This is a genomic window from Paraglaciecola sp. 2405UD69-4, assembly GCF_047525415.1.
Taxonomy (GTDB): Bacteria; Pseudomonadota; Gammaproteobacteria; order Enterobacterales; family Alteromonadaceae; genus Paraglaciecola.
Genome location: NZ_JBLIXM010000004.1, coordinates 107,510 through 131,332, shown reverse-complemented (window position 1 = coordinate 131,332; position 23,823 = coordinate 107,510). Strand labels below are relative to the sequence as shown.

Genomic DNA, 23,823 nt, shown 5'->3' with positions numbered 1-23,823 from the left:
ACACCCATGCCAAACGATGTAAATATTATTAATGCCAGTTCGGTGGCACTAATTTGTGACAACGGTAAACCTCGCTCTGGTAACGACCAGAGTGAACTAAACATTATCCACAATGGCGGTGTGATTATTCGCAATGGTGACATTGTTGCTGTGGGCACTATGCCAACCTTATCGGCATGGTTAACTGACAAGATACCCGTTATCGATGCAACCGGAAAAACCCTATTGCCCGGGTTAATCGAATGTCACAGCCACCCTATTTTTGACGGAAATCGCCATTGGGAATATGTGAGACGCTTAGAAGGTGCCTCCGGGCAAAGTATTCGCGCAGAAGGTGGGGGGATTTGGTCTACCATAGTTAACACTCGTAAAGCGTCAGACTCCTTACTGATTACTAATACATTATCTGCATTTCAAAGCATATTAGCTGGCGGTGTTACAACCTTAGAAGTGAAGTCAGGTTATGGTTTAAACACAGAACAAGAGTTACGCTTATTGAGGCTATTAGACCAAGCTGCCAGCCATACCCCACTTGATATTGTGACTACATTTTTAGGTGCGCATATAGCGCCGCAGGATGGCAGAACTGTCAGTGAATATGTTGAGGAAATTAAAAACAAAATGGTTCCGGCTGTAATCAATCAAGGTATAGCTGAGTTTCATGATATCACCTGTGAAATTGGTGACTTTGAACATGAACACGCCACAGAATTATTATTGCAGGCGAAAGAGTTAGGTATTCCAACCCGTGTACATGCCGATGCCTCCTCTAACTCAAAAGGTTGGCGAACTGCTGTAAACAATGGCGCGGTAGCGGCCGATCACCTAACTTATACCCCTGATCACGAAATTACCGATATCGGCGCAACCAATACCATTGCAGTGTTACTACCTGCAGCTGAGCAATTTTACCTAGATAACCGTAAAGCGAACGCCAAACTCTTTATTGATACTCAAGTTCCTGTGGCCATTGCAACGGATTATTGCTCTTCTTTTCAGGCTACATCACTGACACTCACCATAGCGCAGGCCTGCTCCTGGTTTGGGATGACTCCCGCCCAAGCGATTGTGGGCGCAACCATTAATGCTGCATATGTATTAAACCGAGCGACAGACCGAGGCAGCCTAGACATAGGAAAACGTGGAGACATTACTATTTTTGACTGCGAACACCCTAACCAATTAGGCACAGCCATTGGCGCACCTATTGTGAATTGTGTAATCTCTAAAGGCCAGGTTATTTGGGCAAGCCAATCCTAAAGGTAAGTAATGAGCGTAATCACAGATTCACAAACAAGCGTTGGTAAAGTAGTAACCACATTAAAAAGAGCTATTTTTACCGGTGAGCTGCAGCCTGGAGAGCAATTACGAGAAGTGTTGCTTACTGAGCACTTAAGTGTATCTCGAAACAGTGTACGGGAAGCATTGAGAGTGTTGAGTGCCAATGGACTTACCAGCCATATGCCCAATAAAGGTGTTCGAGTTAGAAAATTAAGTATAAGTGAAGTAGAAGAGATATTTAAAACCCGTTTAATCATCGAGCGTCAAGCCGTGTTAAATGCAAATTTTTGCGAAGCGTCGCTACTTCAACAACTAGCGGCAGCGATGAACGACTATGCAAAAATGGCAAAAACCAACGATCCGGTAACCGTAGCTGAAGCCCACAATCAATTTCATGCAGCCTTAGTTGGTATCACTGGAAGTAAACACCTCATGGAGCTTGAACACTCCTTAATGCAGGAGCTTCAAGTTGTAATTGCCTCTGTGGATAGTGATAGGAATGACCTAACTAACGAAATAAAAAAACATCAAGCTCTAACGAATATGTTGCTCGAAAAGCGTATAGATGAGGCTGTTGAATGGATAGAAAACGATCTAGCCCTTACCAAAGATTTTGTGATTCAGCATCTTTGTGCTCCAAAACAAAAATTTAAAATACACACTTAATTACTCTGAACTAACGTGGCAAAGCTAGTATTGCGCCCCACCTTTTATGCCATCAATCAGGCTTATTTTTAAAAGGCATCAACAATAAATGTACTAAGTTGCTATTCGATTTTTCTGTTGGATATTCTTTCAAACCAATATTTATACCCATGTCGCCGTTTTTCGCAGTTTGGGTATAACTAGCAAATAACCTGTCCCAGATTGATAAATTAAACCCAAAGTTGCTATCTGTCTCACTTACAATTTGGCTGTGATGAATACGGTGCATGGTTTGCGTCACTATGACTTTACGAAGTAGCTGCTCTATATTTTTAGGAAGCGCAATATTTGCATGGCTAAACATAGCGGTGGCATTGAGTAGCACTTCAAAAATTAGAATCGCCATTAATGGAGCACCCAGTAGAACAACCGCCACTAACTTAATGGCAATACTCAGCCCAATTTCTATTGGGTGAAACCTAAGGCCAGTAGACACATCAATATGTGGGTCGGCGTGGTGTACTCTGTGTAGTCGCCAAAGCAAAGGTACTCGGTGAAATAACCTATGTTGCCAATAAATCAGGCAATCAAATAACACCACTGTAATGGGTATAGACCACCACAAGCTTACAGAAAATTGATTCCATAAACCTATATTGTGCTGTTGTGCCCACAGAGCAACCGCCCCTAAACCTGCAGGTATGAGCAAGCGAACCACCAAGGAGCCAAGAAAAATTAACCCAAAGTTTGAGGTCCAACGCGCCAGCTTAGATACCGGAGATTTGCGGTTAGGTGTTAATGCTTCCCAGCACATCATCAGTGCTAAAACGCCAATAAACACACCTAGCCTGATCCAAACTTCTGTGGTGCTATCAATCATCATGTTTGTTTATGCCTCAACCTTAGTTGGAACAATTCGCATTGCCGCAACCATTTATATATTATCATCTGCATATATTGCTACTTATCATGACAGGACCGAGTTTTTATGAAAGTTATTACCTTAATTGCAGGTATTTTATCTGTACTTATTTTGATGTTATCTGGCCCTTTATATCAAGCCGAAGTTTTAGAACTACGACAAGCCTTTATGGGATTTCGTGTGGCACTTATTGTGGGCGCAATTGTTTTGGTCTTAGTGTTAATTCAAGTTATTTTTATGCGTAAAAATATAGTATGGAGTACCACTATATTTTCAACTTTGTTAGCACTTGTGGCTGTAGGTTTTCCCTTAGGTATGATGAACAAAGGAAAATCTGTGCCCGCTATTCACGACATAAGCACCGATTTAGTTAACCCTCCTAAATTTAATGCCATTCTTGCCCTACGCGCAGACGCCCCCAACCCTGCAGCCTATCAAGGTGAAGAAATTGCCAGCCAGCAACGAAGCGCATATCCAGAGTTACAAACGCAAACTTACTCTCAATCTAGCGATCTAGTCTTTGATGCTGCACTAGCTTCTGTAAAAAATATGGGCTTAGAAGTCGTTACCGCAGACAAAGCCACAGGGCAAATAGAGGCATATGACACTACAGCTTGGTTTGGCTTTATAGATGACGTGGTAATTAGAATTCAAAGCCAAGCAGACAAAACAATATTAGATGTGCGTAGTAAGTCACGTATCGGCCGCAGTGACTTGGGTAAAAACACTGAACGTATTCATGAAATTTTAAATGGTATTCAATTAAATTAAACATCATTTATAAGGCTCTAATACACATACTATTATAGAGTAAGGTTTGTGATACAAAGCCATGAAGGAGGGGGCAAAGATCCCTCTTCATGGCGCATTTTTTGTTACAAGAATTCATTGTGAATAAAAACACTTCTCATTGACAAACCTATGTTTTAAAAGTAGTTTCAATCTTTTCAGACCTGAATTGTCTGATTTTCCAACCCAGTTGTGGAGCAAATCTAAATGGAACTTTTTTTAAATGAAGTGTTTAGCTTCCCGACCATAATATTCACCCTTCCTTTAATTATCTTAATGCTGTTCTGGCTTATGGCTTTTGCAGGATTAATTGATATTGAAATTCTTGATTTTGATAGCGACAGTGATGCTGACGCTACCAGTGGCACTTGGATAGAAAGCCTTGGTTTAGACGGAGTACCGCTAACCGTAGCATTAACCCTTGTTGATATTTATGCCTTTGCCTTTACCTATTTGGCCCGCAAATATTTGATGCCCTTGCTTGATGGCGTGTTAACGGCCACTGCCGTAGGTTTTATTGTGGCGATATTTGCAGTAGTGATTGCTATTCCTTTTGCTGCGGTATGTTGTAAACCTCTTCGTAAAGTATTTCATACTCATGAAGCTCTCTCGAAAAAAGACTTACATGGTGTGATATGCACTGTTACCACACAGACGGTTACCGAGTCTTTTGGTCAAGCGACTGCAGATGACGGCATGGTATATAGCATCAGAGCGAATACCCCCAACGATTTATCTAAAGGCAGCCGTATCGTGTTATTAGAGTTTTCTGAAGAAACCGATAGCTATACGGTCGCCAGCGAAGCAGAAGTAATGGCAATGTCATCTTCTAGCCTATAACCCCTTTCCCCAATAAAAAGTAGTTAATGGAGTCAACGTATGAATACTGAAAGTGATGTGATTTTTTGGATTTCTCTTGCTGTAGGCATTTTTGTATTAATTATGGGGGTCACGCTTATGCTTGCTCGCTTATACAAAAAAGTGGAGCAAGGCCGTGCCATGATCATCAACAAAATGGGTAACGAACCTACAGTTACTTTTACTGGTGGTGTGGTGATACCGGTATTTCATAAAATGGAAATTATGGATATCTCCTTGAAAACCATTGAGGTGGACAGAAGCGGCTCTGATGGTTTGATTTGTAACGACAACATTCGTGCAGACATCAAAGTAGGCTTTTTTGTAAAGGTAAACAAAAATAGTGATGACGTAATGAAAGTGGCACAAGCTATTGGCTGTGAGCGTGCGTCTAACATTACTACTTTAGAAGATTTATTTAGCGCCAAGTTCTCAGAAGCTCTAAAAACCGTCGGTAAATCTTTAGAGTTTGAAGACTTGTACGCTAAGCGAGATACATTTCGCGACATGATTATTGACAATATTGGCACCGACCTAAACGGTTACGTTTTAGAAGATGTAGCCATTGATTACTTAGAGCAAACGCCCCTAGAAAAACTTGACCCAAATAACATTTTAGACTCACAAGGTATTCGTAAAATCACGCAGCTCACTGCGGAGCAACACATAGAAACAAATGTGTTTCAACGTGATGAAGAGATGAAAATCAAACGTAAAGACGTTGAAACCCGCGAAGCAATACTTGAGCTAGAACGCCAACAAGCTGATGCAGAAGCTAAACAAAGGCGTGAAGTTGAAACTGTAGTTGCCCGAGAGACTGCCGAAACAGAACGAGTACAGCATGAAGAAAAACTCAAATCTGAGCAGGCTCGAGTACAGGCCGAGCAAGAAATTGAAGTGCAAGAGCAAAACAAACAGCGGGAAGTTGAAGTAGCCGAGAATAACCGCTTACGTGCCGTTGCCATTGAAGAAGAGCGCGTAATTAAAGCTCGTGAGCTAGAGCAAATTGAGCGTGAAAAAGAAGCATCCTTACAACGTATAGCCAACGAAAAACTCCTAGAGCATGAAAAGCGTGAAATAGCCGATGTTATTCGTAGCCGTGTTGAGGTAGACAAAACCGTAGCCGAAAAAGAAGAAGAAATTAACGATGTACGTGTGGTTTCTGAAGCTGAGCGCTTGAAAAAAGCCAAGGTGATTGCCGCCGAAGCAGAAGCTGAAGAAGCCTTAGTAAAAGACATTAAAGCCGCTGAAGCTGCAGAGAAATCTGCGGAGTATATTGCCAAAGAGAAGGCTGTCATTGCCATGGCTGACTTAGATGTAGCTGAAAAACTTGCCCTATCTCAACGTAAAGAAGCCGAAGGTAAAGAAGCCCTTGCTGCCGCCACTGGCTTAGCAGAGGCGAAAGTAATGGAAGCCCAAGCTATCGCCAAAGAGCAAGAAGGCATGGCTGAAGTAAGAGTACAAGAAGCCTTAGCCGATGCCGTTGAAAAAACCGGTGTGGCAGAAGCTGAAGTCATGGCGAAAAAGGCAGCTGCGGAAGCAGAAGGTATGACCAAGAAATTTGAAGCCATGGGCACTATGTCTGACAGTCAGCGTTCTCACGAAGAATTCAGAATGCGTTTAGACAAGCACCACGAAGAAAACATGGAGTCAATTACTACCAATGTAGAAATAGCGAAGCAACAAGCTCTAGTGTTATCTGAAGCCTTGAAAGAAGCCAATATTGATATCGTAGGAGGAGACACCAGCTACCTAGATAGCTTTGTTAAATCTTTGTCTGTGGGCAAGTCTATTGATGGTACCATAGGCAAGAGTGAAACCCTGCAAACTGCATTTGCAGACCACTTTAACGGCGATGCCAGCTTTGTCGAAGATGCCAAAGAACTGATTGCAGGCTTTGGTGGTGCCAGCGGTAATGCTAAAGATACCGCCATTACTGCACTTGTAGCTAAATTCCTCAAAGAAGGTGGAGACAACCCACAAGTGATGGATTTAGTCGCCAAGGCCTTAAGTAAAAAGAACGATAGTACTTCAAGCTAATACACAGTGTGTGGGCAGTGATTTCACTGCCTGTTTTTATTAGCTGGGAGAGGCTTTATGGCAGAACAAGCTACAAGAGATCAAAACCAAGTTGACCAAGCGGTTGCCGAAGGCGGCGCTTACGAAGTTATTCGCGCTCGATTAACCGAGCAAGCATCTATTCTTAAACAAAAAGTCGATACTCTTAATCAGGCCCGTATCGATGAATTTGGTCAAGCTAAACTTGATGTGCTCAGTCGAGTGCGAGTCAGAACCGAAAACAATTGTATTGCCAGAGATATAGTCCCCGTTGGAGAAAGTATCTTATTTGGTTACAACGTCTTTATTGGTCTTAAGAAAGAAACCAAAGTACAAGATGTATTTGGTCTGTTTAAGCTCAAACAGAGCGATGCAGGATATGACCTTGAAGCCCAGGATATCAGTGGCAGCTTTTTAGATGACAGCCTTTTTGTAAAAGAATTCAGTGAGTTATACGTTTACTATAAAGAAGCCCGTCTGATCCAGCTCAAAGTACAAAATCAAACGCTTTTTGCTGTATTTCAAATAGGCCGAAAGATTGAAGACACCCGAGTATTTCAGTGGCGAATTAACAAAGACGGCAGTGCTACCTACATAGATAACCGCGGTGAGCGAGCCATAAAAACCGCGCCATCACATGATTTTGAATGGCTAAAAGCTGGGCGCGAACAACACGAAACTGGACAGCATCCCCATGTTAATATCCTAGATTCTGTATTCGTTGAAACCATTGGTGGGCAGCTAACCATCAAGGTGGAAAATAATACAGAAGACGGCTTAGGTATATACAACGAACCCGTAGACGACCAAACTCAAAGCCTTGCCGATGCCGATATTCAATATGCACAAATTGGCACTTTGATTCTGCTAAAAATCCAACCTTACCGCGAAAAGCAGTATCGTTATTTGGTCTTTAACACTCGAACAAATCAGGTTAATCGTATTGATGCCATAGGCTTGGCTTGTGTGTCGTTACCAGAAGACCACGGCATTATCTTCCCAGGTGGCTATTACCTGCAAAATGGTGAAACAAAGTCCTTTCCTGATGAAATCGAAGGCTTGCGTTTTAAGCGAACTATCCGCTCTCCTAATGGTGAAGATGTACTGTATGTATTTTACGAGCCAGAGTCGGGTCTAGCTGGTTTGTACTCTTACAACCTGATCCGCAAAGAACTACAAAATCCTATTTATGCTCATGGTTATAGCGTGTTTGAAAACGGCACTATGGTGGTATTTGTAGCTGAAGACGAGGCAACGCGGGTCCACCCTATGCAAGTATGGGAAACTCCTTACTTCAGTCAAGAGCATGCCGCGAAACAACCCACCACAGATAGCTTTTTTAGCCGTATAGGCAACAAAGAGTTAGTGCGGGGTATTTCGGATTTGATTGCTATTAACCGCAGCATTAGCAACCCTAATCCTAGCCGAAACCTATACGAAGATTTAATTAAAACTTGCCATACCATGTTCGACAGCTATTACTGGTTGGCAGAGCCTGAGGTTGACGGTTTAGGTGAAGTATTACAAAAGATTACTGCCACTGCAGAGCTTGTTATTGATGAATTTATCAAGGTTGAACAAATACGCTTTCAAGCCGATAAGGGCCTTGGGCAAGCAGAGCAGAAACAAGCTGACGTGTTAGCGTCAGTCAAAATTAGCGATTGGCAGTCTCCTGAGCAATACGTGGCATGCCTTACGGCATTGCGCCAACAGCGTGGCCACCTAATTACCTTAAAAGACCAGCGTTACATAGATACATCGCGCATTGCAGAATTAGATACTCAAGTAACTGAAAAATTCGAAGAGGTGAGTAGTGCAACCGTAGAGTTTTTAGCAGCAGACAAGGCGCTGCAGCCATATCATGACAAAATCATCAGCTTAGAAAATAGCGTGGCTGAAGTTACTCTAGTAGTAGATATTAAGCCACTGCTTGATGAGTTAGATAGCTTATCCGTTGGCTTAGATTTATTGACCGAAATTTTAAATGGTTTAAAAGTAGACGATGCCACAGTAAGAACAAAGATTCTTGATGATATATCTGAAATATATGCCAAATTAAATCAAGTCAAAGCCCAAGGTAAAAATCGCCGTAAAGAGCTAGGAACCGGTGAATCCTCCGCCGAGTTTGCCGCGCAGTTTAGATTGTTTTCTCAAAGCATCAATAGCGCCATTGCCATGGTAGACACACCGGACAAAGCCGACGAGCAGTTATCTCGCTTGATGATCCAGCTTGAAGAGCTAGAGTCTAAATTCAGTGAATATGATCAGTTTTTATCCGACATAATGGATAAACGAGAAGAGCTTCACAGTGTATTTGAAAGCCGTAAACAAAGCCTGATTGAAGACCAGCAACGGCGCTCACAAAATTTATATACTGCTGCAGAGCGTATTTTAAAAGGTGTATCTAGGCGAGCTGCTGGCTTTAACGATGCCGACCAACTGAACACCTATTTTGCCTCTGATCCTATGGTCATGAAGCTAGCTGACTTAGTAACACAGCTACGTGACTTGAATGACCCAGTTAAAGCCGATGATCTAGAAGCCCAACTTAAAGCCGCTAAAGAACAAGGTATCCGCAGCCTGCGAGATAAGCAGGATATTTTCGAAGATGGCGGTGCGGTTATTAAACTGGGTAAGCATAAATTTAGTGTGAATTCGCAAAATCTAGATTTAACCTTGCTGCCCCGTGACGACGGCTTATATCGACACTTGGTTGGTACAGATTATTTTGAACGGTTAGATAATCAAGAGTTAAAGCAACTTAAGCCTTATTGGCAACAAGCCTTAGTATCTGAGAATGATAAAGTAAGCCGAATAGAATATTTAGCGTCCTTAATCATTCGTGATGCAGAACAACAGCAAAATGGTCAGTCAATTAACAAGCTGTACGATTTAGCAGAAGATCCTAAAGCACTATTAGTGCTAGTACGCGGATACATGTCTGAACGTTACCAAGAAGGTTACGAAAAAGGTGTCCACGACTCAGATACAGTGAAAGTACTACAAGCTATTTTACCAGTACACCAAAAAGCCGACCTCTTGCGTTATCCACCCAAAGCAAGAGCTTTAGCAATGATGTTTTGGGGATTTTCTAGTCGCGATAAAACCCAAGAAAAAATCTGGCAAAGCCATGCTTTTAGCGCCCAGCTTTTAGCTAACTCATTTAACAGTTTGCAGGGTTTTGAACAATTGCAGCAAAGCTTACAACTTAGGCTGCAAGATTTTTGTAAGCGATTTAATTTAGCCTTTACCCCTAACGAAATCGAGCAAAGCAGTCAGTATCTAAGTGCTGAGTTAGCCCAAAGTAAGCTGGCATTTATCAGTAGCCAGCCAGCTAAGGGGTTAGCAGAACACTTTACCAAGCAGTTAGATACCTTAGGCCACATTCATGAGTTCCAATCAGCCATGGCTCAGTTCAATCAGTTAATTGAAGATGCTACCGCAGATACCTCTATAATATCTGGACTGGAAGAGCAGTGGGCGCTTACTAATGCCTGGTTGACTGCAACCTTACAAGAGCAGGATAAAGCGCAACTAGCCCATTATTTACCCGAGGCGGCGGCACTGATTATTTGTCAAGGTAAGCTCAGTACTCGCCCAAGCAAGGTAAACTTAAACCTCAGTATTGATGGGTTACTTAGCGATCATAAAAATATAAAAGAGGGGCAATTACACCTAGCTTTAGATGAATATAGCGAAAGGCTGAATCACTACCACATTCAAGATGTGGCTAACTTTCATCGCTACCATGAATTGCGGCAGCAAGAAATGCTTGCTAGCAAACGAGAATTACAATTAGATGCCTATAAGGCCAAGCCATTAAGCTCCTTTGTCCGTAACCGTTTAATCAATGAAGTATATTTACCCATTATTGGTGACAACCTAGCCAAGCAAATGGGCACAGTAGGCGATAATAAACGCACCGACCTAATGGGATTATTATTACTAATTTCTCCTCCAGGTTACGGTAAAACTACCTTGATGGAATATGTCGCCGACCGGTTGGGCTTAGTGTTTATGAAAATAAACTGTCCTTCATTAGGCCATGATGTGACCTCTATTGACCCAGAGAATGCGCCTAACGCTACCGCTCGTCAGGAACTTGAAAAGCTCAACTTGGGCCTAGAGATGGGCAGTAATGTCATGCTGTATCTAGATGATATCCAACATACTCACCCAGAATTTTTACAAAAGTTTATTTCTTTATGTGACGGGACTAGACGCATCGAAGGGGTTTGGAAGGGCCAGTCAAAAACCTATGATATGCGCGGCAAAAAATTCTGTGTGGTCATGGCTGGTAATCCTTACACAGAGTCAGGAGATGTATTCAAAGTGCCAGATATGCTGGCAAACCGAGCTGATATTTATAACCTTGGTGACGTGTTGGGCGGTAAAGAAGAGCAATTCGCACTTAGCTACATAGAAAACGCACTAACTTCAAATCCTGTGCTTGCACCTTTAGCTTTAAGGGATATGCAAGACGTGTATAAGTTTGTGGCTATGGCGCAAAATGGAGAAACCACTAGTAGTGACCTAAGTCATCAGTATAGTGGTGCAGAAATAAACGAAATCACCAGTGTGTTAGCTCACCTAAGCGCGATTCAAGACGTTATTTTAAAAGTGAATTTACAATATATTCAATCAGCCGCTACCGCAGAAGACTACCGGGAAGAGCCACCGTTTAAATTACAAGGTAGTTATCGAAATATGAATAAAATGGCTGAAAAAGTCTCAGCTGTGATGAATCATGAAGAACTGATGCAATTGATTGGCGACCACTATACGGGTGAAGCGCAAACCCTCACCTCTGGTGCAGAAGAGAATTTACTGAAATTGGCTATGCTGAGGGGTGTGATGAATGAAGAGCAACAAGCTCGTTGGAAACATATTTGCAGCGCCTTTAGTAGCAAACAAACCTTAAAAGTAGAAGGTGATCCCACTACCCAAGCTGTGCAACAACTAGGACAAATGGCGAGTTCTCTAGAGGCAATTAAACTAGACATGCAGCAATCTGATACCACAGACTTGATTAAACCTATTAATAGGGTCGCCACAGCTATGCATTTATTAAGTAAAGTTTGGTCTGGCGCGACTGAAGATGATTTTAAAAAGAATAAATAGTTTAAAAGTGATCCTTATTACTACTTTAGTCATATGTGTTTAATTTATTAGCACTAACTGCCGATAAGCTGGATAGCTTTGAATGCAGTGTACCAACTTGTGGTTCATACAAACTTATTACTTTTGAGATAAGATTACAGATATAAATAATGGTTTTTGTCCCTGGGGCGATCATATAAAACGGATCTATTAAAATGAGTCAATCCGAACATGCGGCATTAATAAATGAAAACGAGAAGCTGAAACGTCAGCTACAAGATGTTCGTTTTGAAAGAGACAAGTATAAAAAACTGTTTGACGTATCTGCAGACGCTCTATCAATTATTGACCTAGACACTGGAACCTTTGTTGAATGCAATGCCTCTGCCATTGCTATGCATGGTGTCGAAAGTGAAGAAAACTTTTTGAACTTAACCCCTAGTGATATATCTCCCGAATTCCAACCTTGCGGACGCCCTTCCTATGAATTGGCAAAAGAATACATTGAAAAGACAATGCAAGGTGAGCCACAGGTTTTCCAATGGCAACATGCAAAACTAGATGGAACAATATTCCCTTGTTTGGTGTCATTGACAGCAATACCCGTAGGAGAAAGGCCACTTATTTTGGCGGTAGGCAGAGATGTATCTGATTTAGTAAAAACCCAAATAAAATTAGTAGATGCTCACGTTGATGCTAAAAACTTTGAACGAGCGTATTTATTAGAAAAAGAAAAATTTAAGCAATTTGTAAAACTAGCCCCTGTAGGCGTAGCAATAAATGAGTTAGAAAGCGGCTTATTTGACTATGTAAATCAAGAGTTTAGCCGTTTTACTGGATATAATATAGAAGAGCTGAATAACATGGATTATTGGCAGCTCACTCCGAAAAAATACGAACAACAAGAGCAAGAACAGCTCGACTCCCTTAGCAAAGAAGGACGCTACGGCCCTTACAAAAAAGAATATATCCACAAACTAGGCCATACCTATCCAGTGCAATTATCTGGTGTAAAAATTGATGGCGAAGATGGCAAAGAATATATTTGGTCTGTGATTCAAGATATCAGTGAGCAACAACAAACTGAAAATTTATTGCGAGAGTCAAAGCAGCTAGCAGAGAGCTCTAATAAATCCAAAAGCCAATTTTTGTCTAATATGAGCCACGAAATACGTACTCCGTTAAATGCAATAACGGGGATACTGCAACTACTTCAACGAGACATTAATAACGTCAAAAACCAAAAGCTCATTCCACAGGCTATTTATTCAGCCAACTCTTTACTACGAATAATCAATGATATTCTCGACTACTCTAAAATAGAAGCCAATCAGTTAACGATTGAAAACGTTGAGTTCTCTTTATTGACGATAACCGAGTCTGTGATTTCAGATATGTTACCCGTTGCTTTAGATAAAGAGCTGGGTATCAACATATGTTTTGACAAAGATATTCCTAAAATTTGGATAGGCGACCCTGTAAGGATCAGGCAAGTACTTCTTAACCTAGTATCAAATGCCATTAAGTTTACCGAAGAAGGTGGTGTGACTATTACTCTAAACGAAACCCAGAAGAAAGGCGTCCATGGAGTAGCCATTGAGTTATCAGACACAGGTATTGGCATGTCTGATGAAGCATTAAGTGTACTATTCGAAAGATTCACGCAAGCAGACACTTCCATAACTCGAAAATTCGGTGGCACAGGGCTAGGTATGTCGATTACTAAAGATTTAGTATCTTTGATGAAAGGCGATATTAATATTCAAAGCACCGAAGGGGAAGGTACTACATTTACTATCTTCTTACCGCTACAAAAATCTACAAAAGCTGCTATGCCCAAAGCTGAAGTTCAAGCCGTTCAAGCTCCTAAGCTAATAGGTAAGCGTATTTTGATTGCCGAAGATAATGTTATCAATCAAGAAATAATCAAATCTATGCTCGAAGTCACAAATGCAGATCTTTATTTTGCTGAAAACGGAAAAACAGCAATTGATATGTTTAACCTCCATCAACCTGATATCGTCCTTATGGATATTCAGATGCCAGTAATGGATGGCAAGCAAGCCTTTAGAGTTATTCGAGAATGTAACGAAAAAGTGCCTATTGTTGCCCTAACAGCCAATGTCATGTCAGAAGATATAGAAGAATATAAATCTATAGGTTTCAATGACTTCTTAGGCAAGCCCTTTGATATGCAAAGCCTTTATTCTTATTTGAGCAAGCAGTTTACGGAATAGATTTAAGCTTATATGTAAGCTATGCTCCACCCTTATGCACTAAGCTTCTGTAGATAAAAGCAGAGCATACTTATATGGACATTATATGTTGAATAACCCTTTAAAATTGTTTGTTTTCTTCGTTTTATTTAGTTCAATTAGTGTTAACGTTTTTGCCAACTCATCAACAGCTGCCCTATTAAAGCCTCCATTAGCTTCATTTAGCCAATTGCCTTCCTTTCAAAATGTACGTTTATCTCCAAGTGGTAATCGTATTGTGTACACTCAAAATGTGCCTAGCCCCAAAAATGTAGCCTCACTCAATTTTTATGATTTATCCACTGGTAAAATGACGCCTATTTTATCTTCTGATAATAAAAAAATTAGCATCAGATGGTATAGGTGGGCCACTGAAGACATCTTACTGCTGAGTATTTCTGACGAACAAGAATCTGAAGGAACCAAATATATAGACACGCGTTTATATAGCATCGACTTAAGTAAAAACAAATTTGAATTAAAGCTTTTGGTTAAGCCTGCGTATTCTACTCGTAATGACATAAGAAACTACTGGGACCCACAATTTAAAGATAAAGTCGTAGATTTTTTACCGGAAGATCCTGACCACATTTTGATGGCAATTGACTTTGATATTCCACATCAACCTGCCGTATACAAAGTGAATATTCACAGCGCTAAAAATCAACGAATACTGCGCAGCAAGTTAAATGTTAGGCATTGGATAACCGATCGCCAGAATGTTGTGCGAATTGCAGCAGGACAAAACTATGATAATGGTGAGTTTAGATATTCTTACGCAAAAGAAAAAGGAGCCAGCTTTAAGACTTTATTTAAATATAACGCGTTAACAGATAAGCCAATTGAAGTATTAGGCTTTGATCTAGACCCTAACATATTGTTTTACACCCAGTACAAACTAGACAAAAAAGCATTATATAAAATGGACTTGACCACTCAGGAGTCTAGCTTATTGCTTGCCCATGAAAATTATGATGTTGATGGCGAGCTAATTTATTCAAAGACAAGCGGTGAAGCCATTGGGTTAACTGATGCCCACTCGCCCTATGGTCGCTTCTACTTTAATGATAAGCACTACCAATTACACCGCCAGTTAGATAAAGCGATACCTAATGCATCGAACTTTATTCATAGCCAAAATAAAGATGGAACTAGATATATACTGCGTTCAGAGTCAGATACTTCACCTAGCTTTTACTATCTTGGCGACAAAACAGAAGGCAGTTTATCTGGGTTATTAAACAGCTACCCTAGCTTAGAAGGCGTTCAGCTACCAAGACATAAAACAATAACATTCACCACGCGAGATAACCTAAAAATCGAAGCCCTGCTCACTTTACCTCTTTTTGGTGAGGCGCCTTACCCTACAGTGGTGCATCCACATGGAGGCCCTGGAGCACGGGATTATAGTGGCTTTGATCCCTATGTATCTTTTATGAATAGCAGAGGGTATGCGGTTATTCGACCTAACTTTAGAGGCTCTACTGGATATGGCCATGAGTTTGCAGAAGCACAAAAGGGCCGTTGGGGCCTTGAAATGCAAGACGATATTGTCGATGCCACTCAGCACCTAATAGAACAAGGCATAGCTCAAAAAGATAAAATATGTATTTTTGGCGCCTCCTACGGTGGTTATGCTGCAATGATGGCAACAGTAAAAACACCAGATCTATATGCTTGTGCTGTTAGCTTTGCGGGTGTCAGTGACTTGAAGGCACTACGGAGGAGTACACGTGAATATTTCGCTGGTAGCCTGTTTATAGATGCTCAACTTGGAAAGCGTAGTAGTGATTTAGCAAGCCGCTCCCCTATTAATTTTGTTGAAAAAATAAAGACCCCACTATTAATCATGCACGGAGTTGAAGATAGAAGTGTACCCGTGGAGCAATCTAGGGCGTTTGTTAAAGAGCTCAAAAATCAAGGAAAGGTGTTTAAATATGTAGAGTCAAGATTGGGTGGACATCACCTAAAATTGTCTGAGCAACGCCACGAACTTTTTGTTGAGCTTGAAAAATTTCTAAGTGAGCACTTAGGCGAAATAACACCTTAAAATCATAGGATTAGATTAATCACAAATTTACAATCTAATTGATAGGTTTGGGTACTTTAATTTGTGATTAGCCTCACAACTATTGTTCTAATGGTGTTGGTGATTTCTCTCTAGAGGTTGAGAGGTGAACTTGTGCAATATAATGGGTTCTTTAGATAGGTCAAAGAAAACTGAACTGACAATATTATGGTCGCCCGACACCCAATTCTCATGTTGATGACTATTTAACGAAATCGCCACCTGATTAACTCCTGCTTTTAACCACTCTTTAGGTATATGAATATCATTACCGTAAAGCCTGCGACGTTTTTGAGCATTCACAAAAACGTGAGCATGGCCTTGTAATATTCCCTGTGCAGTTAAGTCCTGCTTAGCTTCAACCATATCAGGAGCTCCCAATGCATAGTTTTCTATATTTACATGGATATTTACACCATCCATTGGGTCTCTAAAAATAAGCAACTCTATCTTGGGAATAGGCGTTCCCTTTCCTATTGCTTTAGTTTTGTGCTGATGGATTTCAGTGTTTGCAGTAACTGAAAAAATGCTAAATAGTAATATTAAGCATCCACAGTATTTAAATATATTCACGCTTACCTCTTAAAATCATTTTGGAAATACCCATTTTAAGTATTCAAAACAAAAGCTAATAATTAACAATTTTAGCTAGCTAAGATACACAAACCTTCTAGGCTTTGGGATTTCTTAAAGTACTGGAAAGTTAATGATTGTCTTGTGAAACAATCATTAACTGCTAGGGTAAATTAACTTTTAGTGACCCCATTAGCCACTGGGAGGCGCACCCGGTCCACCGCCTGAAACCTCTCCTGTGGAGCAGCTAGCAACAGTGTTATCGTCTAGTTGACCCGCGTAACGAGGGCCAATTATGTAGGGAAACGCAGCCTTAATATTATCATCGTCATCAATAGTTATGGTGATGTGATAGTGGTAACCCCGCTCTTCATCTGTGTGGCCGTTATGTTGATCTAAATACACGCCACCTTGCTCAGTCAAAGTCGAATCCCAGTAATAATCTTCAAAATAAAAGCCATTTACCGTTACGAATTCATTACTAGAAAGAGATAAAGTAGTGTCATCAAAGTCTGGGCCTTGGGTAACAATTTCAGTACCTAAAGAGATGTCATATTGGTCAACTAATTGACAACTTCGAGTCCCATCAGAACAACCTACTAAGGAATCATTATAATCTCTCGTGACCCAAGCACTTACAGCTAGTTCTCCGTCAGACTCCCAAGGTCCATAAATTGGATAACCATCAGCTGCATAGCCCCAAATTGGTGAGTGGCCACTGCCGTCATCGCCCAGCAATTCAGCTAAACAGGAAGAATAAAGGTGATGGTGATAATCTGTACCAGCAGCGTGACCACCGCAGACATCTATATCGTAAACTTCAGCTTCTGGCGCTAAATTTAACCAATAGCCATCACTTGTATAACTAAATCCATCTTCCCAGTTATAAATAGATGAGCCATTCACCATAATACCCATTTTGGATAAACCAGTATCACATTCTTCTGTAGCAGGCTGAGGCTCTGTTGGTAAATAAACAGTGCGTTCATCTTGAGTTGGGCACTCAGGACCTGGTGGCCAATATCCATAGCCATAATCAGTAGTGCAATTATTATTGCTGTCGTAACCTATGTCCTGCCCAAAGGCTATCGTATCTCCAACCTCTACTGTAGGCGAACCTGTGACAAAATCAGAGTCAGCTTTAGGCCTGCTGGTTAAACCATCAATGATGTCTTGAGTAGCAGTAATTTCATAACTTGGAATACCTTGAGAATTTACAACTGTATAATCAACATTATCTATTGTCTGTGCTGTAACAGATTGCACATCAACTTCAACACCAACGCCAGTTGTAGAGTCCAATATATGCGCTGACACCTCTCCAGATTCATTGATGATCCAAACTGAATTTGAGGTTTCTATTTCTGCAGTTACCGTGATAACCACCGAGTCAGTAACAGCAGCATTGGTGCCATCATCAACAGACACTTCAAATATTAATATTTCTTCATCACTTAGAGTTGGTGCAGTGAAAGTAGCTGATTCTGTGTCGCTATTAGTTAAGGAAACCGTAGAGTTACCAGAGGTTTGAGCCCAAGACACTGCGTAATCAGTATCATCATCGCTAATACTTGCAGATAAGGTTACTGTTGCGCCAGATTCGACGGTTTGGTTTGTACCTGCATCTACAATTGGAGAATCATTACTAGTCACTACACTTACCGTAATAGTCACTGAGTCAGTTACAGCAGCATTGGTGCCATCATCAACAGATACTTCAAACACCAAGGTTTGTTCAGATATAGTGTCAGGTGCAGTAAAGCTAATACTTTCAGCTGAGCTATCGCTTAAGCTAACAGCCTCGCCAGAGGTTTGAGTCCAAGACACTGCGTAATCAGTATCATCATCGGTAATGCTAGCTGATAAAGATACAGTGGCGCCAGATTCGACAGCTTGATCAGCACCCGCATCAACCGTAGGAGAAACATTGCTAGTTTCTTCAGCATCACTATCTGATGAGCCAGAGCCGCAAGCCCCCAAGAATAAACACAAAAGCAACATAGAGATGACTTTTGTGAAAACAGAGCGTAAATAATTCATCCATTACTAACCTATTTATCTATGAAGCTGAAAATCATAGCTCCTTATAAACTCGGTAAATGTGTAACAAATGAGAAACAATAAACACTATGTAGGTAGAGGTATCGGCATTGAATTACTTACATCCCAATACCTCTAAGGGGAGATTAATAATGAGGAGGAGGGACTTCTTCTTTTTCTGAGGCCATATTGCTCGGCTCTATAGCACTGACTTTAGAGTCTAAGCGTTTAAGGGCAAACTGCAGTGAATCTATCTGCTTTTGTTGCTCTATTAAGGCTTGGTTTAAGCTCTCTATGGTGTCTTCTTGAAACGCCACTTTCATTTGTAACTGTTCTATATCGGCTTCTAACATACTCATAGTTTTTCTATCTTCCACGTTTCAAATTTGCCACTACTGCTTTCAGATACAATTTCTGTTGCACTCTTAAAACCTAAGCTATGAACCACAGCAGAGGCCGGTTTACTGCCTTCTCTGGGTGACACTCGCCATTCGTTTATTTCTTTTCCTGTTTCTAGGTCCCAAAGGTTCACTCTCCTTGAGGGTGAGCCTGTAAGTAGGTATTTACCGTCTTTTGAGAATACCGCAGTTGTGAAGATTCTTTGCCTTGCTAGATATTGTAAGCTGCTTATTTCTTTGCCGCTATTTAAGTCCCAAATTCTAGCGTCTCGCTTACTATCAGCTGTAAACCCATAGCGCCCTTCGTCATCTAACGCGACTTTAGTTACACGGCTTGAATGTTCGAATTTATGAATAACCTGTGCGGTGCGGGTGTCCCATAGGTAGGCAACATAGTCATTACCTCCGGTTAATGCATAGAAGCCATTAGGCGAAATGTCAACACTATTGATTTTCTCTTGGTGCCCTAAAAATTCTAATCTACGGCCAGTTTTTGGCTCAAAAAACATCACCTTGCCACTGCCTCGGCCAACTAAAATGCCACGACCTTGGTTAGACACGGCCACATCTCTGATGCTCGACTCATCTATTCGCCAAAAGCCTTCTGGTTCACCAATTTCCATATTCCATAAAGCGAATGCTTCTCTGTCAGAGGTAACAACATAAGAATTATCAAACGCTATATGAATATTAGTAACTGAATTGTTGCCATCGTCTTGGTGGCGCCATACATATTTTTGAGTATTGTTAGTTAGATCCCAAACGCTAATACCGTTATCGATACTAGACACCACAGCTAGGCTACTGTCTGCAGAGATATTAGCACCATGGGAGCCACCTAAGGCATGAGTAACACTGCTTACAGGTGCATCATCCACATCACTGCACCCAAGCATTAACAGTAGGATTATAAAGATAATATTGTTTGAATAATTTAATGACACTATCAATCAGTTTCTCTTTTCCAATGAGGCCGCTAGTATATACCCAAGATCTAGTTGGTTTATTTACTTTTATGAGAATTATAATGAAAAATCTCCCAGTCATCACGCTGATGATATTTGCTATTGCGTTTAGTGCATGTCAACCACCAGCTAAACCTAAGCCCAAAGATCCATTAGAGGTGCAACTACTAGCACTAAACTCTTACACAGAAAAACAAGCTTATGCGTTAGGGGCCAGCATCGGAGATATAGTTGCAGATAAAACTAACAAACAGCAAAAGGTAGGCATAGAGCTAGACACCTTACTAATTGTGAAAGGCTTTATCGCAGGGTTACAGGAAAAATCACAGCTGAGTGCAGCTGACGTTCAAACTTTAAACCGAGAGTTAGACAAGCAGCTAAAAGATAAACAAAACCAACTAAAAATAGAGCAAACAAAAGTAAATAAAGAAGCTGGCCTTGCTTTTCTAGAAAGTAACTCACACAGTGAAGGCATTATTCAGACAGAATCGGGCCTGCAATATCAAGTATTGCGGCAAGGTAATGGCCAATCTCCAAAAGTGTCGGATACTGTAACCGTCAACTACCTCGGTACCTTGTTAGATGGAACTGTGTTTGATTCATCGTACGCCAGAAATAAGCCAGCGACGTTTCCGCTGACACGAGTCATCAAGGGCTGGACCGAAGGCCTACAGTTAATGCAAACAGGTGCTAAGTACAAATTTTTTATCCCCCCTGAATTAGCATACGGTGCAAGAACAACAAGTAAGGTCCCAGGTTATTCAACGTTAATATTTGAAGTAGAGTTGTTAGAAATAATAGCAGCTGAGTGAAGGCCAATACATTATTCGATACACCTTGAAGCAATTATGAAAGCGACAGACAATCCCTAATAATCAGCCAATATGAACACATTACATTGAAAACAAAATTAATTACCCCTGAAGGCTATAAAAAGCTGCATGATGAACACGAGTACTTATGGACTAAGCAGCGTCCAGAAATTACTAAGGTAGTAACGTGGGCTGCCAGCCTTGGCGATCGTTCAGAGAACGCAGATTATCAATACAATAAGCGTCTATTAAGGCAAATAGACAGACGGGTGCGTTTTCTTCGAAAATTACTTCCAGAATTACAAGTGGTGCACCATTCGCCACAACAAGACGGCAAGGTATTTTTTGGCGCTTGGGTAGAAATTGAAAACCAAAGCGGAGACACAATGTATTTCCGCATAGTTGGCCCAGAAGAAATCTACGGTGAAGATAAAAACGCCATATCAATCGACTCGCCAATGGCCAGAGCCTTACTCAAAAAGTCGGTAGATGATGTATTTGAGGTAAACACGCCAGCGGGTCCCAAGGAGTGGTTTATAAACTCCATTGAATATAAAGATGCGTTTGATAATAAAGATAACACTAAACAGTAAAAGCGATCTTTACCCCGCTAAGTTAAAAAAATGATCTTTTTCTTCGCTCAACGCTGGTAATTTGCTTATGCAGCCCTATATAGGTGCCTAGATAAAAATGCATGGCAAGTAGGGTCATCAAATATGATATTGGAAAAAATCGCACAAGAGTTACAGGTACAAGTTCAACAAGTAAGCGCAGCAGTAACTCTTTTAGATGAAGGCTCTACCGTTCCCTTTATCGCTCGATATAGAAAAGAAGCCACTAAAGGCTTAGACGACGCAGATTTACGGAAGTTAGAACAACGTCTAACCTATTTACGTGATTTAGAAGATAGAAGAAAAGTCATCATTAAGTCTATTCAAGACCAAGAAAAGATGACCCCCGCTCTCGAAGCAAGCTTATTAGCCGCTGATAACAAAACCGAGCTGGAAGACATTTACCTGCCATTTAAGCCTAAGCGTCGCACCAAAGGGCAAATTGCTATTGAAGCAGGGCTAGAACCATTAGCTGACATGCTATTTAACGACCCACAGCTAGACCCAGAAGCTCAAGCCAGCAATTTTATAAACGCAGATACCGTTACCGATACAAAAGCTGCCTTAGATGGCGCAAAATACATCTTAATGGAACGCTTTGCAGAAGACGCCCACCTATTACAAAAAGTACGTCAGTATCTTAACAAGCATGCTCATATAAAGAGCCAATTGGTCGCAGGCAAAGAAAACGAAGGCAGCAAGTACAAAGATTACTTTTCTCACACTGAGCTATTGAGCAAGGTTCCATCTCACCGAGCACTCGCTATGTTTAGAGGCAGGAACGAAGGAATTCTTCAAGTGAGCCTAGATGCTGATCCTGAGAAGGACGAAAGCGATAGAAGCTCATACGGCGAACAAATTATTGCCGAACACTTCAATATCAAATTTGCCAATAGAGCCGCTGATAAATGGCTGAGCTCGGTTGTACAATGGACATGGCGTGTAAAGATTCTAATGCACATGGAAAATGAACTGTTTGGCGCAGTGCGAGAGCAGGCTGAGCAAGATGCAATAAGCGTATTTGCTAAAAACCTAAATGATTTACTAATGGCGGCACCTGCTGGGCCTAAAGTAACTATGGGGTTAGATCCCGGCCTACGCACAGGTGTAAAAGTCGCCATAGTTGATTCAACAGGTAAAGTACAAGCAACCAGTACTATTTTCCCCCATGTTCCACAAAATCAGTGGGACAAATCATTACGTACTATCGCCACTTTATGTAAACAACATAAAGTTCAACTGATTAGTATTGGAAACGGAACGGGTTCGCGAGAAACTGACAAGCTAGTTGCAGAGATGATTAAAGAAAACCCTGATCTTGGTGTTAGCAAAATTGTAGTCAGTGAAGCTGGAGCCTCGGTTTATTCAGCTTCTGAACTAGCCTCCAATGAACTACCAGATATGGATGTGTCTCTACGTGGTGCAGTATCAATAGCAAGACGTTTACAAGACCCGTTGGCAGAACTTGTGAAAATTGAACCTAAAGCCATAGGTGTAGGGCAATATCAGCACGATGTAAGTCAAAGTAATTTAGGTAAATCTTTGAATACTGTTATCGAAGATTGTGTAAATGCTGTGGGTGTAGATATCAATACCGCCTCTAGCGCACTCCTTAGCCATGTTTCTGGCTTGAACCGTACTTTAGCAAACAACATAGTGCAGTTCCGTGATGAAAACGGTGCCTTTAGTAACAGGAAAACTTTATTGAAAGTTGAGCGATTAGGCCCGAAAGCCTATGAGCAAGCTGCAGGTTTTTTAAGAATTATGAATGGTGATAATCCACTAGATGCCTCAGCCGTGCACCCTGAAGCCTATCCAGTTGTAAATTCAATTATCGAACATACATCAATTGCAGTAAACGATATAGTTGGCAATTCAGAAGTACTTAAAAAATTGCAGCCAGAAGCCTTTGTTACAGATCAGTTTGGTTTGCCTACCATCACAGATATTATTGATGAATTAGACAAGCCTGGACGAGATCCTCGCCCTGAGTTTAAAACAGCAAACTTCAAAGATGATGTACATTCACTCAAAGATTTAAAAGTGGGAATGATTTTAGAAGGTGTGGTCAGTAATGTTGCCAATTTTGGTGCGTTTGTCGATGTTGGTGTACATCAAGATGGCTTAGTACATATAAGTGCTATGACAGACAAATTTATTTCTGATCCACGGGAAATCGTAAAAACTGGCGACATAGTTAAAGTCAAAGTTATGGAAGTAGATGCAGACCGTAAACGTGTATCTTTTACTATGCGTATGGGCGACACTCCCAACCAAAGTAACAAACCTAAACATAATAAGCCTAAGCAAAAAAGTCATAACACAAGTAACAAAAATACTTCATCTAAACCTGCAAAACAGGGCAACCAAATGATGGGGAATGCCTTTGCTGAGGCATTTGCTAAAGCTAAAAAATAACTTAAATATTCTGTTTCAGTACGTCAAAAA

The 23,823-nt window shown here is 41.0% G+C and carries 16 protein-coding genes; 11 read left to right on the top strand and 5 right to left on the bottom strand.

What is annotated here, in order from left to right; all coding sequences use genetic code 11:
- Window positions 1-6: 6 nt before the first annotated feature.
- Window positions 7-1,260, top strand: a complete 1,254-nt coding sequence (gene hutI, locus ACMUMK_RS14525; RefSeq protein ID WP_414701866.1) for an imidazolonepropionase — start codon at window positions 7-9, stop codon at window positions 1,258-1,260.
- 9 nt (window positions 1,261-1,269) lie between these two features.
- On the top strand, window positions 1,270-1,947 hold the full coding sequence (locus tag ACMUMK_RS14520) for a GntR family transcriptional regulator (RefSeq protein ID WP_414701865.1): 678 nt from the start codon (window positions 1,270-1,272) through the stop codon (window positions 1,945-1,947).
- A 52-nt stretch (window positions 1,948-1,999) separates the two neighbouring features.
- On the opposite strand, the gene ACMUMK_RS14515 is transcribed toward ACMUMK_RS14520, so the two are convergent.
- Window positions 2,000-2,809, bottom strand: a complete 810-nt coding sequence (locus tag ACMUMK_RS14515) for a sterol desaturase family protein (RefSeq protein WP_414701864.1) — start codon at window positions 2,807-2,809, stop codon at window positions 2,000-2,002.
- 105 nt (window positions 2,810-2,914) lie between these two features.
- On the opposite strand from ACMUMK_RS14515, the gene ACMUMK_RS14510 reads away from it, so the two are divergent.
- The 6 genes from ACMUMK_RS14510 (at window position 2,915) to ACMUMK_RS14485 (ending at window position 15,958) form a co-directional block, all read left to right on the top strand.
- Window positions 2,915-3,619: a DUF1499 domain-containing protein gene (locus tag ACMUMK_RS14510; RefSeq protein ID WP_414701863.1), complete on the top strand. Its 705-nt coding sequence runs from the start codon at window positions 2,915-2,917 to the stop codon at window positions 3,617-3,619.
- A gap of 225 nt (window positions 3,620-3,844) precedes the next feature.
- Window positions 3,845-4,477, top strand: a complete 633-nt coding sequence (locus ACMUMK_RS14505; protein ID WP_414701862.1) for a hypothetical protein — start codon at window positions 3,845-3,847, stop codon at window positions 4,475-4,477.
- 39 nt (window positions 4,478-4,516) lie between these two features.
- Complete coding sequence (locus ACMUMK_RS14500; protein WP_414701861.1) at window positions 4,517-6,535, top strand: hypothetical protein; 2,019 nt, start codon at window positions 4,517-4,519, stop codon at window positions 6,533-6,535.
- A 57-nt stretch (window positions 6,536-6,592) separates the two neighbouring features.
- Complete coding sequence (locus ACMUMK_RS14495) at window positions 6,593-11,674, top strand: DNA repair ATPase (RefSeq protein ID WP_414701860.1); 5,082 nt, start codon at window positions 6,593-6,595, stop codon at window positions 11,672-11,674.
- 194 nt (window positions 11,675-11,868) lie between these two features.
- A complete protein-coding gene (locus ACMUMK_RS14490) occupies window positions 11,869-13,890 on the top strand; it encodes an ATP-binding protein (RefSeq protein WP_414701859.1) in 2,022 nt (673 codons plus the stop codon).
- A gap of 85 nt (window positions 13,891-13,975) precedes the next feature.
- Window positions 13,976-15,958 (top strand): alpha/beta hydrolase family protein, encoded by a 1,983-nt coding sequence (locus ACMUMK_RS14485; protein ID WP_414701858.1) that lies wholly within the window; start codon window positions 13,976-13,978, stop codon window positions 15,956-15,958.
- A gap of 87 nt (window positions 15,959-16,045) precedes the next feature.
- Here ACMUMK_RS14485 and ACMUMK_RS14480 read toward each other — a convergent pair whose 3' ends face one another.
- From ACMUMK_RS14480 to ACMUMK_RS14465, 4 genes are all read right to left on the bottom strand, one after another.
- A complete protein-coding gene (locus tag ACMUMK_RS14480; protein WP_414701857.1) occupies window positions 16,046-16,549 on the bottom strand; it encodes a hypothetical protein in 504 nt (167 codons plus the stop codon).
- A gap of 192 nt (window positions 16,550-16,741) precedes the next feature.
- A complete protein-coding gene (locus ACMUMK_RS14475; protein ID WP_414701856.1) occupies window positions 16,742-18,589 on the bottom strand; it encodes a PKD domain-containing protein in 1,848 nt (615 codons plus the stop codon).
- A gap of 146 nt (window positions 18,590-18,735) precedes the next feature.
- Window positions 18,736-18,948, bottom strand: a complete 213-nt coding sequence (locus ACMUMK_RS14470; protein WP_414701855.1) for a SlyX family protein — start codon at window positions 18,946-18,948, stop codon at window positions 18,736-18,738.
- Window positions 18,945-19,883: a WD40 repeat domain-containing protein gene (locus tag ACMUMK_RS14465; protein WP_414702018.1), complete on the bottom strand. Its 939-nt coding sequence runs from the start codon at window positions 19,881-19,883 to the stop codon at window positions 18,945-18,947. Before ACMUMK_RS14465 ends, ACMUMK_RS14470 begins: the two co-directional genes overlap by 4 nt.
- 131 nt (window positions 19,884-20,014) lie before the next feature.
- Here ACMUMK_RS14465 and ACMUMK_RS14460 point away from each other — a divergent pair, with 131 nt between their 5' ends.
- The 3 genes from ACMUMK_RS14460 to ACMUMK_RS14450 all read left to right on the top strand — a co-directional run bounded on the left by ACMUMK_RS14460 (window position 20,015) and on the right by ACMUMK_RS14450 (window position 23,793).
- Entirely contained in the window at window positions 20,015-20,764 is a 750-nt protein-coding gene (locus ACMUMK_RS14460) for an FKBP-type peptidyl-prolyl cis-trans isomerase (protein ID WP_414701854.1), read from the top strand.
- Window positions 20,765-20,850: 86 nt separating this feature from the next.
- Window positions 20,851-21,357, top strand: coding sequence for a transcription elongation factor GreB (greB, locus tag ACMUMK_RS14455; RefSeq protein ID WP_414701853.1), 507 nt, complete (start codon window positions 20,851-20,853; stop codon window positions 21,355-21,357).
- Window positions 21,358-21,480: 123 nt separating this feature from the next.
- On the top strand, window positions 21,481-23,793 hold the full coding sequence (locus tag ACMUMK_RS14450; protein WP_414701852.1) for a Tex family protein: 2,313 nt from the start codon (window positions 21,481-21,483) through the stop codon (window positions 23,791-23,793).
- Window positions 23,794-23,823: the final 30 nt, after the last annotated feature.